Annotated in this window: 14 protein-coding genes and 1 tRNA gene; 7 read left to right on the top strand and 8 right to left on the bottom strand. The window is 59.8% G+C overall.

Going from position 1 to position 15,620, the window contains the following annotated elements:
- The first annotated feature begins 25 nt into the window (after window positions 1–25).
- A tRNA-Lys gene (locus tag DU505_RS08265) sits at window positions 26–101 on the top strand.
- Between the two features lie 103 nt (window positions 102–204).
- On the opposite strand, the gene DU505_RS08270 is transcribed toward DU505_RS08265, so the two are convergent.
- Window positions 205–1,515 (bottom strand): peptidoglycan-binding domain-containing protein, encoded by a 1,311-nt coding sequence (locus tag DU505_RS08270; RefSeq protein ID WP_181872765.1) that lies wholly within the window; start codon window positions 1,513–1,515, stop codon window positions 205–207.
- 386 nt (window positions 1,516–1,901) lie between these two features.
- On the bottom strand, window positions 1,902–3,236 hold the full coding sequence (locus DU505_RS08275; RefSeq protein ID WP_181872766.1) for a diguanylate cyclase domain-containing protein: 1,335 nt from the start codon (window positions 3,234–3,236) through the stop codon (window positions 1,902–1,904).
- 223 nt (window positions 3,237–3,459) lie between these two features.
- Between DU505_RS08275 and DU505_RS08280 the strand changes: the two genes are divergently transcribed.
- Window positions 3,460–4,179: a Crp/Fnr family transcriptional regulator gene (locus DU505_RS08280; protein WP_114478517.1), complete on the top strand. Its 720-nt coding sequence runs from the start codon at window positions 3,460–3,462 to the stop codon at window positions 4,177–4,179.
- Between the two features lie 216 nt (window positions 4,180–4,395).
- Window positions 4,396–5,166, top strand: coding sequence for a Crp/Fnr family transcriptional regulator (locus DU505_RS08285; protein ID WP_220250486.1), 771 nt, complete (start codon window positions 4,396–4,398; stop codon window positions 5,164–5,166).
- A gap of 103 nt (window positions 5,167–5,269) precedes the next feature.
- On the opposite strand, the gene DU505_RS08290 is transcribed toward DU505_RS08285, so the two are convergent.
- The 5 genes from DU505_RS08290 to DU505_RS08310 form a co-directional block, all read right to left on the bottom strand.
- Entirely contained in the window at window positions 5,270–5,554 is a 285-nt protein-coding gene (locus DU505_RS08290; protein ID WP_114478519.1) for an ElaB/YgaM/YqjD family protein, read from the bottom strand.
- A gap of 165 nt (window positions 5,555–5,719) precedes the next feature.
- Window positions 5,720–8,260, bottom strand: a complete 2,541-nt coding sequence (locus DU505_RS08295) for a chemotaxis protein CheB (protein ID WP_114478520.1) — start codon at window positions 8,258–8,260, stop codon at window positions 5,720–5,722.
- Between the two features lie 63 nt (window positions 8,261–8,323).
- The gene (locus DU505_RS08300) at window positions 8,324–8,926 is read right to left on the bottom strand and encodes a PAS domain S-box protein (protein WP_114478521.1); all 603 of its coding nucleotides are present in this window, start codon (window positions 8,924–8,926) and stop codon (window positions 8,324–8,326) included.
- Between the two features lie 395 nt (window positions 8,927–9,321).
- The gene (locus DU505_RS08305; protein WP_220250499.1) at window positions 9,322–9,702 is read right to left on the bottom strand and encodes a DUF4112 domain-containing protein; all 381 of its coding nucleotides are present in this window, start codon (window positions 9,700–9,702) and stop codon (window positions 9,322–9,324) included.
- Window positions 9,699–9,857: a YqaE/Pmp3 family membrane protein gene (locus DU505_RS08310; protein WP_114478523.1), complete on the bottom strand. Its 159-nt coding sequence runs from the start codon at window positions 9,855–9,857 to the stop codon at window positions 9,699–9,701. Before DU505_RS08310 ends, DU505_RS08305 begins: the two co-directional genes overlap by 4 nt.
- Before the next feature lie 880 nt (window positions 9,858–10,737).
- Between DU505_RS08310 and DU505_RS08315 the strand changes: the two genes are divergently transcribed.
- From DU505_RS08315 to DU505_RS08325, 3 genes are all read left to right on the top strand, one after another.
- Entirely contained in the window at window positions 10,738–11,955 is a 1,218-nt protein-coding gene (locus tag DU505_RS08315) for an NAD(P)/FAD-dependent oxidoreductase (RefSeq protein ID WP_114478524.1), read from the top strand.
- A gap of 17 nt (window positions 11,956–11,972) precedes the next feature.
- Complete coding sequence (locus tag DU505_RS08320) at window positions 11,973–13,238, top strand: phospholipase D-like domain-containing protein (RefSeq protein ID WP_114478525.1); 1,266 nt, start codon at window positions 11,973–11,975, stop codon at window positions 13,236–13,238.
- Window positions 13,239–13,440: 202 nt separating this feature from the next.
- Window positions 13,441–13,620, top strand: coding sequence for a CsbD family protein (locus DU505_RS08325; protein WP_114478526.1), 180 nt, complete (start codon window positions 13,441–13,443; stop codon window positions 13,618–13,620).
- A gap of 237 nt (window positions 13,621–13,857) precedes the next feature.
- Here the strand turns inward: DU505_RS08325 and DU505_RS08330 are convergent, their stop codons facing one another.
- Window positions 13,858–14,076 (bottom strand): glycine zipper 2TM domain-containing protein, encoded by a 219-nt coding sequence (locus tag DU505_RS08330; RefSeq protein ID WP_114478527.1) that lies wholly within the window; start codon window positions 14,074–14,076, stop codon window positions 13,858–13,860.
- Window positions 14,077–14,560: 484 nt separating this feature from the next.
- On the opposite strand from DU505_RS08330, the gene nadA reads away from it, so the two are divergent.
- Window positions 14,561–15,589, top strand: coding sequence for a quinolinate synthase NadA (gene nadA, locus DU505_RS08335; RefSeq protein WP_114478528.1), 1,029 nt, complete (start codon window positions 14,561–14,563; stop codon window positions 15,587–15,589).
- The last annotated feature ends 31 nt before the right edge of the window (window positions 15,590–15,620 follow it).

The raw sequence follows: 15,620 nt of genomic DNA on the forward strand, positions 1-15,620 counted from the left end.
ACCTGTATGCTTGCACGCGAGCACCGGGTCGTTAGCTCAGTTGGTAGAGCAGTTGGCTTTTAACCAATTGGTCGTAGGTTCGAATCCTACACGACCCACCAGACATCGGTTCCAGTGATTCACTGAAACCCAACAAGAAAGGGCCCTGATGGGCCCTTTCTTGTTTGCTGACGTTTGTTTGCTGACGGCTGTGCTGCGCTCTCCTCAATCCTCCACTCGTATCCGGCCAAGGCTATAGTCGCCGCCATGATTGGCAAGTACGAAGCCCTGGAAGCGCTCGCGAAAACGGGTGTCCCGTGCCTGGATGACACGACGCCCGTCGACGCTGATTCGCATTTCACCGTCCTCGTCGCGGGCCCAGGTCAGGATATGAAAACTGTCGTCCTCGAGGTTGATTGCCCCATCGCTGCTGGCGATCACGTCGCTTCCGTCGCTGGTGACCCTTATCAGGCTCAGCCCGGGGCGCGAACCGGGGCGATAGACAAGCCGGTAACCGCCGCCTGGACGGTCGCCCTGAAAGACCCCCATCTCGAGACTGCCCATATTTTGGCGGGATGCCAGCTCCAGCTCCATTTCGAAGGCGTTACGGATCGGCGAGGAAACGAAGATCCTGGCGGTTTCTGCGGCTGCCGGCGCCTCTTCGGGTCGAACGTTGCCCGTCTGTTCGAGGAACAGTTTCAACATGGCAAGGCCGATGTCCTCGGGCCGGTCGGAGTGCAGGCTCGGTCCCGTCGAGGCGCCCTCTTCCGGAATCCCGACCACGCTGCGCAAGCCGTTGCGATCGATGCTGAACTCACCGCTGAGCACCGTCCAGGCAGGGTTGCGACGGTAGTCGCCGTCGCTGAAGTCGTCGTCCAGGGCGATACGAGGTGAGGCCGTGGGTGGCGGCGGTGCAGTTGCCGTCACCGCTGTCCTCTCCGTCTGGCGTAGCCGTCTCAGCAGGTCAGCCGTGGCGTGGCCATCCTGCGCCATGTCCATGTCGGCCTGGTACTCGTGTATCGCGTTGCGGGTCCGGCGCCCCATGACGCCATCCGCCGGGCCGGCGTCATAGCCGAGTCGATTGAGCTCGCGCTGTATTTCGGCCACGCCTTGCCGACCCGACAAGGTCTCGATGTCGGGCCGCGATGGGGGTGTCGCCTGTGAGGAAGGTGCCTCTTCCGGCTGCCAGGCGCGGGCTGTCTGTTGAGCCTCGCTGATCTGCTGCGCGGTCATCCGTGCCGCTACTGCATCCCGCGCGTCGGCGGCACGGCGGTGCCCGCGAGCCGCCGCGAGGTTGTACCATTTGTGCGCTTCCACGAAGTCCTGAAGCGTCCCATGGCCGGCCTCGTGCATTTGCCCCAGCATGTACTGGGCTTCGGGGTCGCCGCTGGTGGCAAGCCGGTCGAACATCTGCAACGCCTGGCGGTAATCCTGCCGCTCGTAGGTCTGCAGGGCCTCGGTGTAGCGCTCATCGGCACTGGCCAGCGCGATGTGGCCGACCAGCAGGAGTAGGAGCAGGCTTGCTTTGATGATCACGGGGGGCCTCCAGTGAATGGGGTCTGCGACCTGCAGTCGCCGGGTCTCACCGTGCTGCCTTGCCATTCCACTTTGTTCTGGCTTGTCTCAACGAAGGCCGAGTACGGACAGAATCACCAGCACGATGACGACGGCGCCGACGATATAAACGATGTTGTTCATGAAGTGTACCTCTGCGGCGCATGTTCCTGTTTCAGGATGCTGCGGGATGGTTCGTGTTCTGATGGCGTCGCAGTCCTTGCGACGCGTAGCGTAACTCCCTGTACCGGCTGTTCCTTGCCTCGCTCACACCAAGGATATGTCTTAAGCGGACCTCGGTCTGTGCGGTGGCGAACACATGGCCCGTCAACGGATCAATTAGACTTTGCGCTACCGAGCGGACGGCGCTAATGGTCGAGCAGCATGTCACCGTTATAAAACCGGTAGTTGTTGCGACCCTCGCGCTTGATACGGTACATCGCGGTGTCAGCGCAATGGATCAGTTCCTCTGGGGTGGTACCGTTGTCCGGATACAGGCTGATGCCCAGGCTGACCGTAATGTGGACCGCTTCTTCGCCAATGGGGTGTGGCGGCAGCAAGGCCTCGAAGATGGCCTCGGTTACCCTGCGGGCATCATTGATGTCATGCAGCTCGGTCAACAGAATCACGAACTCGTCACCGCCAAGGCGGCAGACCGTGTCGGTATCGCGCACGCAGCCTTTCAGTCGTCTGGCAACGGACTGCAGGAGGGTATCGCCGGCAGCGTGGCCCAGGCGGTCATTGATGGCCTTGAAGGCATCGAGGTCGATGAACAGCAGGGCCACATGCTGACGATGTCGCCGGGCCAGGCCGATAGCGCGCTCCAGGCGCTCATCCAACAGCACTCGGTTGGGTAGATCGGTCAGGGAATCGTGCTGAGCCAGATGCGCCATGCGACTGGAGATGGCGAAGGACTTGCTGACGTGGTGAAATATGATCACCGCTCCAGTGACCTGACCGTTGCGGTCGCGAATCGGAGCGGCGGAATCCTCGATCGCCAGTTCGCTGTGATCGCGCCCAACCAGGATCGTGCCCATTGCCAGGCCGACAATACGGTTCTCATCGATGGCTCGCCGGGCAGGGTCGCTGGCAGATTGGCGTGACTTGTGCTCTATGATACGAAAGACATCGGAAATGGGCAGGCCCAGGGCGCTTTCCTGCGTCCAGCCGGTCATCTCCTCGGCTACCCGGTTCAGGTAGGTCACTCGGCATTCAATATCGGTAGAGATGACGGCATCACCGATCGAGTTCAGCGTGACCTGAGCTCGCTCCTTCTCGTGATACAGGGCCTCCTCCGCAGCGTGCAGCATACCGTCATCATGCTTTCGCACGGTAATGTCTTCCACGGTCAGGATGTGGCCTTGGTCTCCGGGCAGGTGTGCAGCATTGATGCTGAGCCATGCAATACTGCTGTCGGGACGCAGAATGCGCGCCTCGATATGACAGGGTGTGCCGCTGTCGAAGGCTTGCTGCCACTCACGCTTGGCTCGCGTGCGATCGTCAGGATGTAGCGCATCCACCCAGTGGCTACCCTGCAGCGAGGCAGCCGCTGTGCCGATAATGCTGATGTATGCAGCATTGCCGTGTCGGCCGTTGCCCTGTCTGTCGGTGATCAAGGTTCCAATAGGCAGTGCGTCACTTATGGCGTAGAGCTGCGAGTCTAGCTCGTAATGCACGTGTTTGGGCGCTGGACTTGCTGTCATAAGTCGGTCCATGACTTACTCCGTCAGTGCTACGTCAGTGGAACACCCGTAGCTGATAACCAGCCGGCAGGTTGGAACGGATATCTGGGAGGCTAGCCGTGCATCCCGTTTCACTCCGTGCGCTAGCGTACATAGCAATTGCTTGTTGTTCGCTATAACGTATGCGTCAGGACCACTATTTCTCCCGCGCTCGGGGAGCTTTCCCGATACAGGAGTGTCAGTCATGGCCCTGCGACAAGACCCGCGCCAGAATCACTTGCTGGCGGCCCTGCCGACGGATGAATACCAGCGCCTGGCGCCCCACCTCAAGCGGGTCGAATTGACGCTGGGGGAATCGCTGGCCGAGTCGGGAAAGGTGATGCGCCATGTCTATTTCCCGGTGGATTGCATCGTATCGCTGCTATGCGTCATGGATGATGGTGACTCGACGGAAATTGCCGTCGTCGCTGGCGAGGGTATTGTCGGCATCGCGCTTTTCATGGGAGGAGAGTCCACGCCGAGCCGTGCCATCGTGCAGAGTGCCGGCAGCGCCTACCGTCTCGATGGGCAACTGCTGAAGGACGAGTTTGACCGTGCATCAACGTTACAGTATCTGTTATTGCGTTACACCCAGGCGCTGATCACCCAGATGGCCCAGACAGCGGTATGCAACCGACACCACAGCCTGGATCAACAGCTGTGTCGCTGGCTGTTGTTGAGCCTGGATCGCTTGCCGGTCAACGAGCTGGTCATGACCCAGGAGCTGATCGCCAACATGCTTGGCGTCCGCCGAGAAGGGGTCACCGAGGCAGCCGGCAAGCTGCAGCGGGCCGGACTGATTTCCTACCGCCGCGGTCACATCAGCATTCTGGACAGGCCTGGCCTGGAAGAACGTGTCTGTGAGTGCTACACGGTCGTCAAGAAGGAGTATGACCGCCTGCTGAGCCATCATCGCCGCGGATGAGGGCCCCTTTCCTTATCGGGCCGGGCGGGTTCTCGCGCCGTGCCCGGCCCGCGTATGTATCCTGGCGCACCGACGGCATGGTGAAGGACATGCCAGTGTTCTCTTGTCGGACTATTGGTAATTCCCTGATCCCCCCTCGCTGGCTGCCGTCGAGATCGGAGCCCAGTGATTGCTTGCCATGTGCCCATGCCGATGTTTTCAACCGGGAGCGCGCCCATGAAGCCTTCACCCCCAAGCCCGATGACCAATCACCTTATCGACAAGTTGCCGCAACAAGAGAGAGCATCTTTCCTTGCCGATTGCCAGGCCATCGACCTGGTGTTCGGAGAAGTGATTACCGAGCACGGTGGGCGGATTTCGCATGTCCATTTTCCCCTCGACAGCTTCATCTCCCAGATTGCCAACCTGAGTAGTGACCGGGAGCAACTGGAAGTGGCGATGGTCGGGAGTGAAGGGATGTTGGGAGCGCCCCTGATTCTGGGGGTCGATGAATCACCCTGGCTCGCACTGGTACAGGGTGCCGGCCCGGCGCTGCGCATGCCGGCGGTTGTCTTTGGTCGCCACCTTGCGCAGAGCCCCACGCTTCAGTCGCTACTCAAGCGCTATCTCTATGTGGTCATGCACCAGCTTTCCCGGGTGGCGGCATGTACCCACTTCCATCAGGTCGAGGCCCGTCTGGCGCGCTGGCTGTTGATGACCCAGGATCGTGCGCACTCGGATGAGCTGCATCTTACCCACGAGTTCCTGGCCATGATGCTGGGTGTGCGTCGCGCCGGCATCACCCTGGCTGCCATGGCACTTCAGTCGCGCCGACTGATTCGCTATCAGCGAGGAGACATCGTGGTGCTGGACCGAACGGGTCTGATCGAGGCTTCCTGCGGCTGCTATGCCTCCGATCGCAGCCTCTACTGTCGGGTCATCAACGGAGGTGGCAAAGCACGAGATCGGCTGGCGCGCTCTGGGGAGGCGTCAGCCGAAAAATCATGAGGTGACGATAGCATTTAGTTTCAGGCCTAGCCCCGATTGTCGCCTTCGGCGGCATGCCAGGCAGTTTCGTCGCCACCGGTTTTGGCATCCTGCAAGCCGAGGATTACCGGCGTCGCCTCAGTGACGAGTACAGCGCGCCAGCGACAAAGGCCATGCCAATGGACATTAGCGGGTTCTCGCGGACGTGGGTACTCACGCGCTCGAGTACATCATCGGCCCGTTGGCGCCCATGGACGGCCACCTCGCGAACGCGCTCTTCGGCGCGGGATGCCTGCTCCCGAGTGTATTCCTCAGCCTTGCCAGCGGTGTCGGCGGCCCTGTCCACCGCTTCATGAGCCTTGCTCGCAACCTGATCGATGGTCTCGTGTCCGCTTTCTTTCATCGCCATGATCGTACTCTCCTTGTCACTGTGTAGACGGGTGAAGATGACCTGTCAGGTATGACGCTTATCGTCGCCAATGGTTTCTCTGATATCTGCCGGTCGATTCCATCAGGCCAGATCGTGGTATTCAGTCACCTGGGGGCGATGTGCCCCCGGTGGCTGTAGTGTAGATCACGATTGCAAATCCTTGCGCAGGGACTGTTCCAACTCCTTGGTCCCGGTGATATCCAAAAGGGTGATCACCACGCCGTCGATGACATTGTCCAGCCGGCGATAGGGCATGATTCGTACCGTAAACCAGCGGTCGTCGGTGGTAGTGATCTGCTTCTCGGAGAAAGCCAGGGTGCTCAAGGTGTTAACGGCGTCGTCGTTAAGTTCCGGGTACTGCAGGGTGGTGGTGAGATCGCTCAGGGGGCGGCCGATGTCGCTTTCGCGAATGCTGATGATCTTCGATGCCCGGTCGGTGAAGCGGCGGAGGTTCAAGTTCTTGTCGAGAAACAGAATGGCTATCTCAATGCTGTTGAGCAGGTTCTTCATATCGCTCTGAGCGAGGGCGAGATCGTCGAGTTTGGTCTGCATCTCCGCGTTGATGGTTTGCAGCTCCTCATTCATGGACTGCATCTCCTCCTTCGAGGTGGTCAGCTCTTCGTTGGTGGACTGCAATTCCTCATTGGTCGATTGCAATTCCTCGTTGGCTGACTGCAACTCCTCCCGGGAAGCCCGGTTTTCCTCACGCAAGGTCTGGATTTCATCCTGGCACTGTTGCAGCTCGGCGGCATGGGCCCGATGCGTGGCTGTTGTCGACTTGCTTTTGTTGGCGGGGCCGGCATGAGTCTGGGCGATGTCGCGGAACACGATCATCTTCATGCCGCGCAGGGCGGTGGGTTCTCGCAGCGCCTGCACAGTGATGTCGACGCTCTGCATGCCGCCGCCGGGCAGTTGCACCTGGAGGCCTTGCAATTGCAGCGGCTCGCTCTGGTCCGCAGCCTGGCGCAGGGCGCTGCGGATAGGCGTCCGCAGGCCTTCCCGCACCATGGCGTGAAAATTCCAGTTGGCCTTGCCGGCGGCAGGCTCCAGGTATTTTCCTGTGCGCCCGCTGATATAGACGATATCACCCTCATCGTTGACCACCACCGCGGCGGGGGCGTAGACCTGTAGCAACACCTGGTCGGCCGCTGCTTGCAGGTTATCCTTTGGCTCGAAGGATGAGGGATTGGCGGGCACGGGAAGCTCCTTGGCTATCCAGGACAGGGGGGGAAACGTCTTTACCGGCAACCGGCTGTCGCCGCTCTGGACATCATCCTGGCGCCGATAAAGCCGCAGCTTGGATTGAATGGGAGTAAAAAGCTGAGAGTTGCGCCCGACCGTCTCCGAGCTCCCCAGTAACAGTACACCTCCGGCGCGCAAGCTGTAGTGAAACAGGGGAATGAGTTTGCGTTGCAGGCTCTGATCGAAGTAGATCAGCAGGTTGCGGCAGGAAATGAGGTCGAGGCGGGTGAAGGGGGGGTCAAGCACAACATCCTGCTGGGCGAACAGCACCAGGTCGCGGATATCGCTATTGATCCGGTAGCCGTTCTCATGGGCGCTGAAAAAACGCGCCAGACGTTCCGCCGATACGCTGGTTTCGATATCCGCGGTGTAGTGTCCGCGGCGTGCGGTGGCAATGGCGTCCGGGCTCAGGTCGGAGGCGAAGATCTGCAGGGTAACGTCATGGGCTTCTGGCAGCTTCTCCAGCACCTCAGTAAAGATCATGGCCAGGGTGTAGGCTTCTTCGCCGGTTGAGCAGCCGGCCACCCAGGCACGCAGGTGGGGCTCCCTGGGCTGTCGCGTCAGCAACTCTGGCAGGGTGGTCTCCGCCAGGTGCTGCCAGACCGGGGCATCGCGGAAAAAACGGGTTACCCCGATGAGCACTTCCTTGAACAGCAGGTCGATCTCCTGGGGGTTGTGCTGGAGATAGTCCGCATAAAGCGCCAAGGTGGCGATTTCATGGATCGCCATGCGCCGTTCCATGCGTCGGTGCAGGGTGCTCGGCTTGTAGAGGGAGAAGTCGTGGCGGGTTCGCTGTTGAAGCAGGCGGAGAATGCGCTTCAAGGGCGTTGATTCAAGCTCAGGTTCCACCGCCTCCACGCTGGAGGTGCCCGAGTTGGAGGCCTGGGCAACACAGGCCAGGATCCGAGTGGGCAAGTCGCCGGGCGGGGCAATGATATCGGCACAGTTTACGGCGATGGCGCTTTTGGGCATGGCATCGAACTGAGCCGTGTCGAGCTGTTGCGCTGCCGTGATACCACCCACGGCCTTGATCGCCTGTAAGCCCAGGGTACCGTCAGAACCCATGCCGGACAGTACCACGCCGATGGCTAACTCCCCCTGGGCGATGGCCAGGGATGAGAACAGTACGTTGATGGGCAGGCGCAGTCCCCTGGGTTCCATGGGCGTTGCGAGCTTCAGTGAGCCGTGGACAACGCTGAGCTCTGCATTCGGTGGGATCACATACACGCAGTCAGGCTCGATGGGCATGCCTTGGGTGGCTTCCCGTACGGGCATCGGGGTGACGCGCTGGAGTAATTCCGGGAGCAGCGCCTTATGGGTAGGATCGAGATGCTGAACCACCACATAGGCCATATGGCTGTGGGGAGGCACCCCGGCAAGAAACTGTTCCAGCGGGGCCAGGCCACCGGCGGAGGCGCCAATACCCAGAATGCGCGTGGTCATCGTAGCGTTGCCGGTGGCTGGTCAGGTGCCGCAGCGTCCATGGCGAAGTACGGTAGATCGGGGTTACCCTGCATTGGCGCACTCGCGGCAGACCAACAGAATATGCTTGCGCTCTGGTGAGAGTGATGCAAGCAACTGCAGGTAACGGGAACCCTGTGTGCTCCCCGCCGTCTCGGCTAGGCAGGAACCCCTGGCGCCGCTCTGTGTGACCTGCTGTAGCAGGCCAAGCAGTTGTGGTCGGCTCTGGGCGAGCAGGAATGTCTCGATGGGGTGCCCCTCAAGTTCGTCTCGCTCAATGCCAAAAAGCTCCGCGGCGGCAAAATTAGCCTGAATAACGTTGCCCTCGATGTCGACGAGAAAGTAGCCAAGGGGTGCGGAGTCGAAAAGGGCCCGGTAAAGGCTCAAATCCTCGACAAGTGCCTGTTCATTGGCGGCAATCTCCTCGTTCTGCAAGTCGAGCTCCACCTGGTGAACCTGCAATTCATGGAGCAGCTTGAGTGCATCTTCCGCGTTGTCGGGATTACTGGACAGCCGGTGGAGCAGGCGCAGGGCGTCAACGCCCACAGACCAGTGACTCGCCGCCGATGCCGTGCCTGCCTGCAGCTGCGCTTCAGCCTTGTCTCGCAGCTGTATATAGACATTGGGTTCATTAATATGTGATGGCATACGAGGCTCCAAAGCTTACTCGCCGGATACAGTTTTCATTGTAGCTTATCGCGGCTGGGATAAAAATGCACATTTCAGGTGTTTCCAGGATTCCCTTATTTTTTCGAGGCAATTAAACGATTGGCAGTGAGAGCGTGATCGTACTGGTTATACGTGGTTAGTGAAATCAGTTCATTGCGGGTTTTCGGAAACTCTATTTCGACACTTGGATCAAGAAAAAAGATGCTCCCCTTCCAGATGTGCACTATTTCCTGTTACTTGAAAGTACGGGGGTTCACGTATTGGCGAACGAGGAAATGGTGGGTTCGAGTTTTATTCTTTCGAATAGCGAAGATTGCCTTTTCAGGTGTTGTGCTACTTGCCCAGCGTAAAGGCCGTCTATCTGGCGAACTCGATCAATGCGGTGCGCTTCGCGCCAGATAGGCATCCATCAGCCTGGCGTTGCGCAGATTGGCCTTAAACGCGAAGTCGAACATATCCCCGAACACTGGAATGACGCCGACCAGGGTATCCAGCATGACATTCAACACCATCCGCCTGAGCACCCTGGTGGGTACACCTGCGCGCGCCGTCTGCGCGATGATGTAGAAGGACACCCCTGCCGCCGCGAAATCGCCGGCCACCGGTACCAGCCCGATGAGCCCGTCGACGCCGATGCGGTAACCGCCGGGCAGTCGGATCGAACTGTCCATCAGGCGCGCGAGCCGGTGCACGCGCTTGCGCGCGTCCGCGGACCGGCGCTGCGGTGCGTCAGCTGGCAGCATCGCCGCGTTCATCGCTTGGCGATGATCCACACGGCGTGAACGATGCCGGGAATGTAGCCGAGCAGCGTGAGCAGAATGTTGATCCAGAAATGCTTGCCGAGACCTTCCTGCAGGAAGACGCCTAGCGGTGGCAAGACGATCGCGACGATAATGCGTAACAGGTCCATTGGCTGCGCTCCTGAGTGAGACGGGATGCTATTTGGACTCCACCGCACGGCATTCGTCAGTGCTTTGACTTCAGCATCTTGTCGCGCTGGTTCTCCGCTCGTGCGGCGCCGATCGCGGTTTCAACCTTTGCCGGCCAGCTGTAATTCCAATGATAGGTAAGAGGCGCTGGCGCGTCGGTGCAGTTGCGCACATAGCGGATATTCGTTCCGGGTGGTCAAGAATCGCCTGATGTACGCCTTCCCACGGCTTGCTGCAAATCTGGGTGCTACGTGATCTGAATGCCCGCGGCAGGGAATGCCGCTGTTGCGTCTGGTAGCGCACAGACACTATGCCGAAACCTGGCAAAACTCAGGTTGGAAGCACCTTGATTACGATGCGGCATATGCGTCGCACCCCCTCTCTTGCGCATCCCTGCGGGCATGGTGTGCTTCCTGTGTGCACCTTCTGTGCAAGTGGGAATTGGAAATCCATCAGAGAGCGAGCATTCGACTGAATGCTGAGGAGTGTGTGATGACACCATCGAATCCAGGTCCCAATCGTTGCAGCGCGAGCAGCATGCCCGACCCCGCCGGTAACGGGTCACCGAAACAGCAAGTTGATGAAGACACCCGCGAAGCGAGAGATTGCAGCGTCGGTGCCGCGAAGTTCAAAGCCGCAAGGAAGTACGGCGAGGTTCGCGAGTCGGCACGGATGGAATAAACCGTTCTTACGGCGGACACCGATTTGGGACGATTGCGTTGAGTCGATCAGGCGGGCTAGCGCTGACGCAATCGTCCGGTTCTGCTATTTGCTCCCAGTGTGGCAGCGCACCGACGCGGCTATCGTCCCGGCTGACACTAACTGATCTACACTCCAGAAATAAAGCGGCAGGAGTTGCCGGTGGACTTGAAAAGCGGCTATCCGTTCTGGGCGGTCAAGAATGGCCTGATGTATGCCTTTCCGCAGCTTGATGCCGATCTGAGCTGCGACGTGGCGGTGGTGGGCGCTGGCATCACCGGCGCGCTGATCGCTGATGAACTTGCTGGCCATGGTCACGATGTCGTCGTGCTCGATCAGCGCGACGTTTGCTGGGGCAGCACATCGGCCAGCACCGCCTTGCTGCAGTATGAAATCGATACCCATGCGATAGATCTCGCCCGGCGCTTCGACCAAGCCTCAGCGCTGCTCGCATATCAGTCCAGTTTGCGTGCGATCAGCATGATCGAAGCAGTCGCGCGTGCGGTCGGCGATGTCGATTTCGCCAAGTCAGAAAGCCTCTACTACGCCAGCAATCGCGCCGATCATCCACGCTTGGCTGACGAATTTGCCTGGCGGAAGCAGCACGGATTTCCGGTTCGCTGGCTGAGCCGTGCTGCGCTCAAGGATGAGTTTGGACTGACGGCGCCATCTGCCATTCTCAGCTCGGTAGCCGCTAGGGTTGATCCCTACCGGCTAGCCTCACGACTGCTGCGCAGAATGCAGCGGCAGGGCACGCGCGTGTTCGATCGCACGAAGGTGAAAGCGATCACAGCGACGACACGTTCGGTTCAGCTCACTACCGCCAGTGGCGTGTCGATCAGGGCGAAGCACGCCGTGATTGCCAGCGGTTACGAAGCGCAATGCTGGTTGCGTCAGCGCGTCGCGACGAACCTCAGTAGCTACGCTTACATCAGCGACCCCATCGATTCTGCCGAGCTGGGCTGGTTGGCAAACACGATGCTGTGGGAGTCCGCGCGACCGTATCTGTATCTGCGTAGCACCGGCGATGGACGGCTGTTGGTCGGCGGCGAAGACGATGACCGCGATATCCCGGCTCGGCGTGATCGATCGGTCGACCGCAAGGCAGCGACGCTGCGGCGCAAGGTCTCCCGTTTGCTTCCCCACCTTCATGCACAGCCGGCGTTTGCCTGGGCAGGTACGTTCGCTGAAACCAGCGACGGGCTGCCGCTGTTTGGTGGCCACCCACAATACGGTACGCGTGTTCTGTTTGCGCTGGCGTATGGTGGGAACGGCATCACTTACAGCATGCTCGGTGCCGAATTGCTGCGCGCGCAAATCGAGCGCCGCCGGCACCCATTGACTGCGCTGTTCTCCTTCGCACGGTTGGAACGCCATTGACTAGGGGTCGAAAATCTATGCTCTGGGTTATCGGGGCCACTGTGCTGGCCACCGGCCTGGTATTGTTGCTATTACAGAACTTCAAGACACCTGAGAAGTCTCTGGAGCGCAAGGTCGAGCATCGCTACGCGGTTTCCGATTTGCAGTTTCGGCGCGAGATGTCTGTTCTGCTGGGCCCGGCGATAGTGGGCGGCAATCAAGTGACAGCGCTGCAAAATGGCGACGAGATTTTTCCAGCGATGTTGCAGGCCATTCGCTCGGCACAGACGTCGATCACGTTCGAGACCTTCATTTACTGGTCAGGGGACATTGGTGAAGCGTTCTCGCAAGCGCTTTCTGAACGTGCCCGCGCGGGCGTGGCGGTTAGCGTCACCATGGACTGGGTCGGCACCAACAAGATGGAGCAGTCGCTGCTGGACTCCATGCAGGCCGCGGGAGTGCAGTTGCATCGCTATCGGCCGTTGAACTGGTACAACATAGGCAGGATGAACAATCGCACCCATCGCAAGCTGCTGGTAGTCGATGGCCGCATCGGGTTCACCGGAGGGGTTGGCATCGCGGATCAGTGGACTGGCGACGGGGGCGATCCCGATCACTGGCGAGACACTCACTTCCGGATTGAAGGGCCCGTGGTGGCGCAGTTGCAAGCGGCCTTCAACGACAATTGGATCCAGACCACTGGCCAAGTGCTGAACGGACCAAGCTACTTTCCAGCCCTTACGGAAGAGGGCGAGATGGACGCGCACGTATTTGTTGCTTCGCCATCAGGCGGGAGCGAGAGCATGCACCTGATGTATCTTCTTGCGATCGCGGCGGCCGAGGAGACTATCGACCTGGCGGCAGCCTACTTTGTGCCCGACAGCATGTTAATTGACGCCCTGATCGCTGCACTCGGACGTGACGTTCGCGTTCGCATTCTGTTGCCTGGACCGCACATCGATGCGGTGACGGTAAAGATTGCTTCCAAGTCGGATTGGGGCGCGCTGCTTGGCGCCGGTGCCGAGATCCACGTCTATCAGCCGACCATGTTGCACATCAAGCTGCTGGTCATCGACGCCGAGTTTGTTTCAGTGGGTTCAACCAATTTCGACATGCGTTCGATTCGGCTCAATGACGAAGCCAGCCTGAATATCTACAGCAACAACTTCGCCACTCAGATGACCGAGGTGTTCGAGGCCGATTTGTTGTCGGCTGAACCGTATTCGCTTGCCGACTGGAAGAGTCGTCCGTGGCGTGAAAAGGTTTCCGAAAAAATTCTGGTACCCATTAGATCGCAGCTTTGAAAACAGGGGAAAATTCAGCCCGGTGCCGATGTGCCGAGGTGTTTGTTGCCGAGATTTTTCTGAATAAAATCACCTCGCTTAAGTTGGGTGCCGCACGGACTATGCCTGGGGCTGTAACTATATTAAGAGCCTCACCCTGCATCGCCATGAGTCCATGGTGAGAGGGAGAGCCCAAGTGTAGCGATCATCTGGAGGTCAGCTCATGAACAAGAATCAGGTCAAGGGTCATGCGAAAGAGGCGAAGGGAAAGGCCAAGGAGGTTGCTGGCAAGGTGACGGGTAACAAAAGCACGGAGTACAAGGGCAAAGCCGAAAAGCAGGGCGGCAAGGCTGAAGCAGAGTACGGCGATATCAAGAGTGGCATCAAGAAGTCAAATAAATGAACGATTAATGGCACAATTGAAGTCCGGCTTGGCGGGCTCGGTCCGTAACCGCTGGCGTGACTGATCGGGGCCTGTTGTGTGTCGAAGGCCTACCATCGCGTCACTACCGTAGGAGGCACTCCGATGAAATCGGCTGGCGCGCCCGTTGAGGACGCGTCAGCCGAAGAATCATGAGGGTGCGTCGGGCACTGTCGCCAGCGGTGCTCCTCGTGCGCCGATGGAGTGACTGGCGAAAGATCACGGTTTACTGATCTCGTGGCCTATCACGCCGCCCACCGCCGCGCCTCCCACGGTGCCGATAGCGGAGCCGCCCGTGAGCACTGAGCCGCCAACGGCCCCCACGCCTGCACCCGCTACGGTGCCCTTGTCCTGTGTCGACATGCCGGAGCAGGCGGCGAGTGACAGCAATGCCAAGGAAAAGGCAGTGCCAAGAATGAGATGTTTGATGTGTTTCATGATGGTGTCACTCGGGTTAAGAGGTCTTGCTCGCAGCGGGAGTTACCTGGGGAGCGGCGCGGCTACGACGGACCGCTATCCTCAACATAAGGCAGAACGAGAGTGTCATCCGTTTGGTGGCGCACATAGTCTCCCGCCGCTGGAGAACAAGGGGCTTGAGTGTCAGCACCACAGTGTGGCCCGGGGAGCCAGCTGCTGGCGCTATTGCCTGAGGACGAACTGGCGCGTGATTGTCTTGAATGCAGTCGTGCAAGTGCCGCGAGTACCCTTGATCTTGTCGGGGGTAGCCCCCATTGTACTCATAAGCCTCATTATCTGACCGGACTGGTCAATACCCCACCGTTCTGGTCTAGAATAAGCGAATGGGTCGAGGTCGCGAGAGACGCAATCTGGACCCCAGGCGCATCGTATGCACGGATCGTGCAATTCGCGATGCACCCGATACATGCAGGGGGAGCCCCTGCCAGTCACAGTGGTAGACACGATGACGATCATGACATCCCGAATCGAGGTGCGTGAACACCTCGCCCGCGCCTACTGCCCGACCCGCATTCCGGCTCAAGACGAGGCTCGTATCGACGAGATCAAGCGTCTGCTCGAGCTGCACAACGCGGTGCTGGTAGCCCACTATTACACCGACGACGCCATTCAGCAGCTGGCCGAAGAGACCGGTGGTTGCGTCGCCGATTCCCTGGAGATGGCTCGCTTCGGCGCTCGCCACGAGGCCGACACCCTGGTGGTGGCTGGGGTGCGCTTCATGGGCGAGACGGCCAAGATCCTTTCTCCCGAGAAACGGGTGTTGATGCCGACGCTGGAAGCGACTTGTTCGCTCGATATCGGCTGCCCAGCCGATGAGTTCAGTGCCTTCTGCGACCAACATCCCGACCGAACCGTGGTGGTCTATGCCAACACCTCGGCGGCGGTGAAGGCGCGCGCCGACTGGGTGGTGACCTCTTCCATCGCGGTGGATGTCATCGAGCATCTGCAGGCCCGCGGCGAGAAGATCCTGTGGGCGCCTGACAAACACCTGGGCGGCTATATCCAGCAGAAGACCGGCGCCGACATGCTGCTGTGGGACGGCGCCTGCATCGTCCACGAGGAGTTCAAGGCCAAGGGGATCGAGGACCTGAAAGCGCTCTATCCGGAAGCGGCAGTTCTGGTGCACCCCGAGTCGCCGGCCGCGGTGGTCGAGCTTGCCGACGTGGCGGGCTCGACGTCGCAGCTGATCAAGGCGGCCAAGGAGCTGCCCCACGACAAGCTGATCGTGGCCACCGACCGCGGCATCTTCTTCAAGATGCAGCAGATGGTTCCCGAAAAGACTTTGTTCGAGGCGCCCACCGCCGGCAACGGTGCAACCTGCAAGAGCTGCGCCCACTGCCCCTGGATGGCGATGAATGCGCTGGACAACCTGGCTGGCGCCCTGCGCGAGGGCAGCGGCGAGATCTTCGTCGACGACGCCCTGCGCCACGCCGCCCTCAAGCCGCTGGAGCGCATGCTGAACTTTCAGAAGTAGGGGTTCCCATTCCCAGTACGGTCTTGCAGCT

The sequence above is a fragment of the Billgrantia montanilacus genome (assembly GCF_003336675.1).
In the GTDB taxonomy this organism is placed as follows: Bacteria; Pseudomonadota; Gammaproteobacteria; order Pseudomonadales; family Halomonadaceae; genus Halomonas; species Halomonas montanilacus.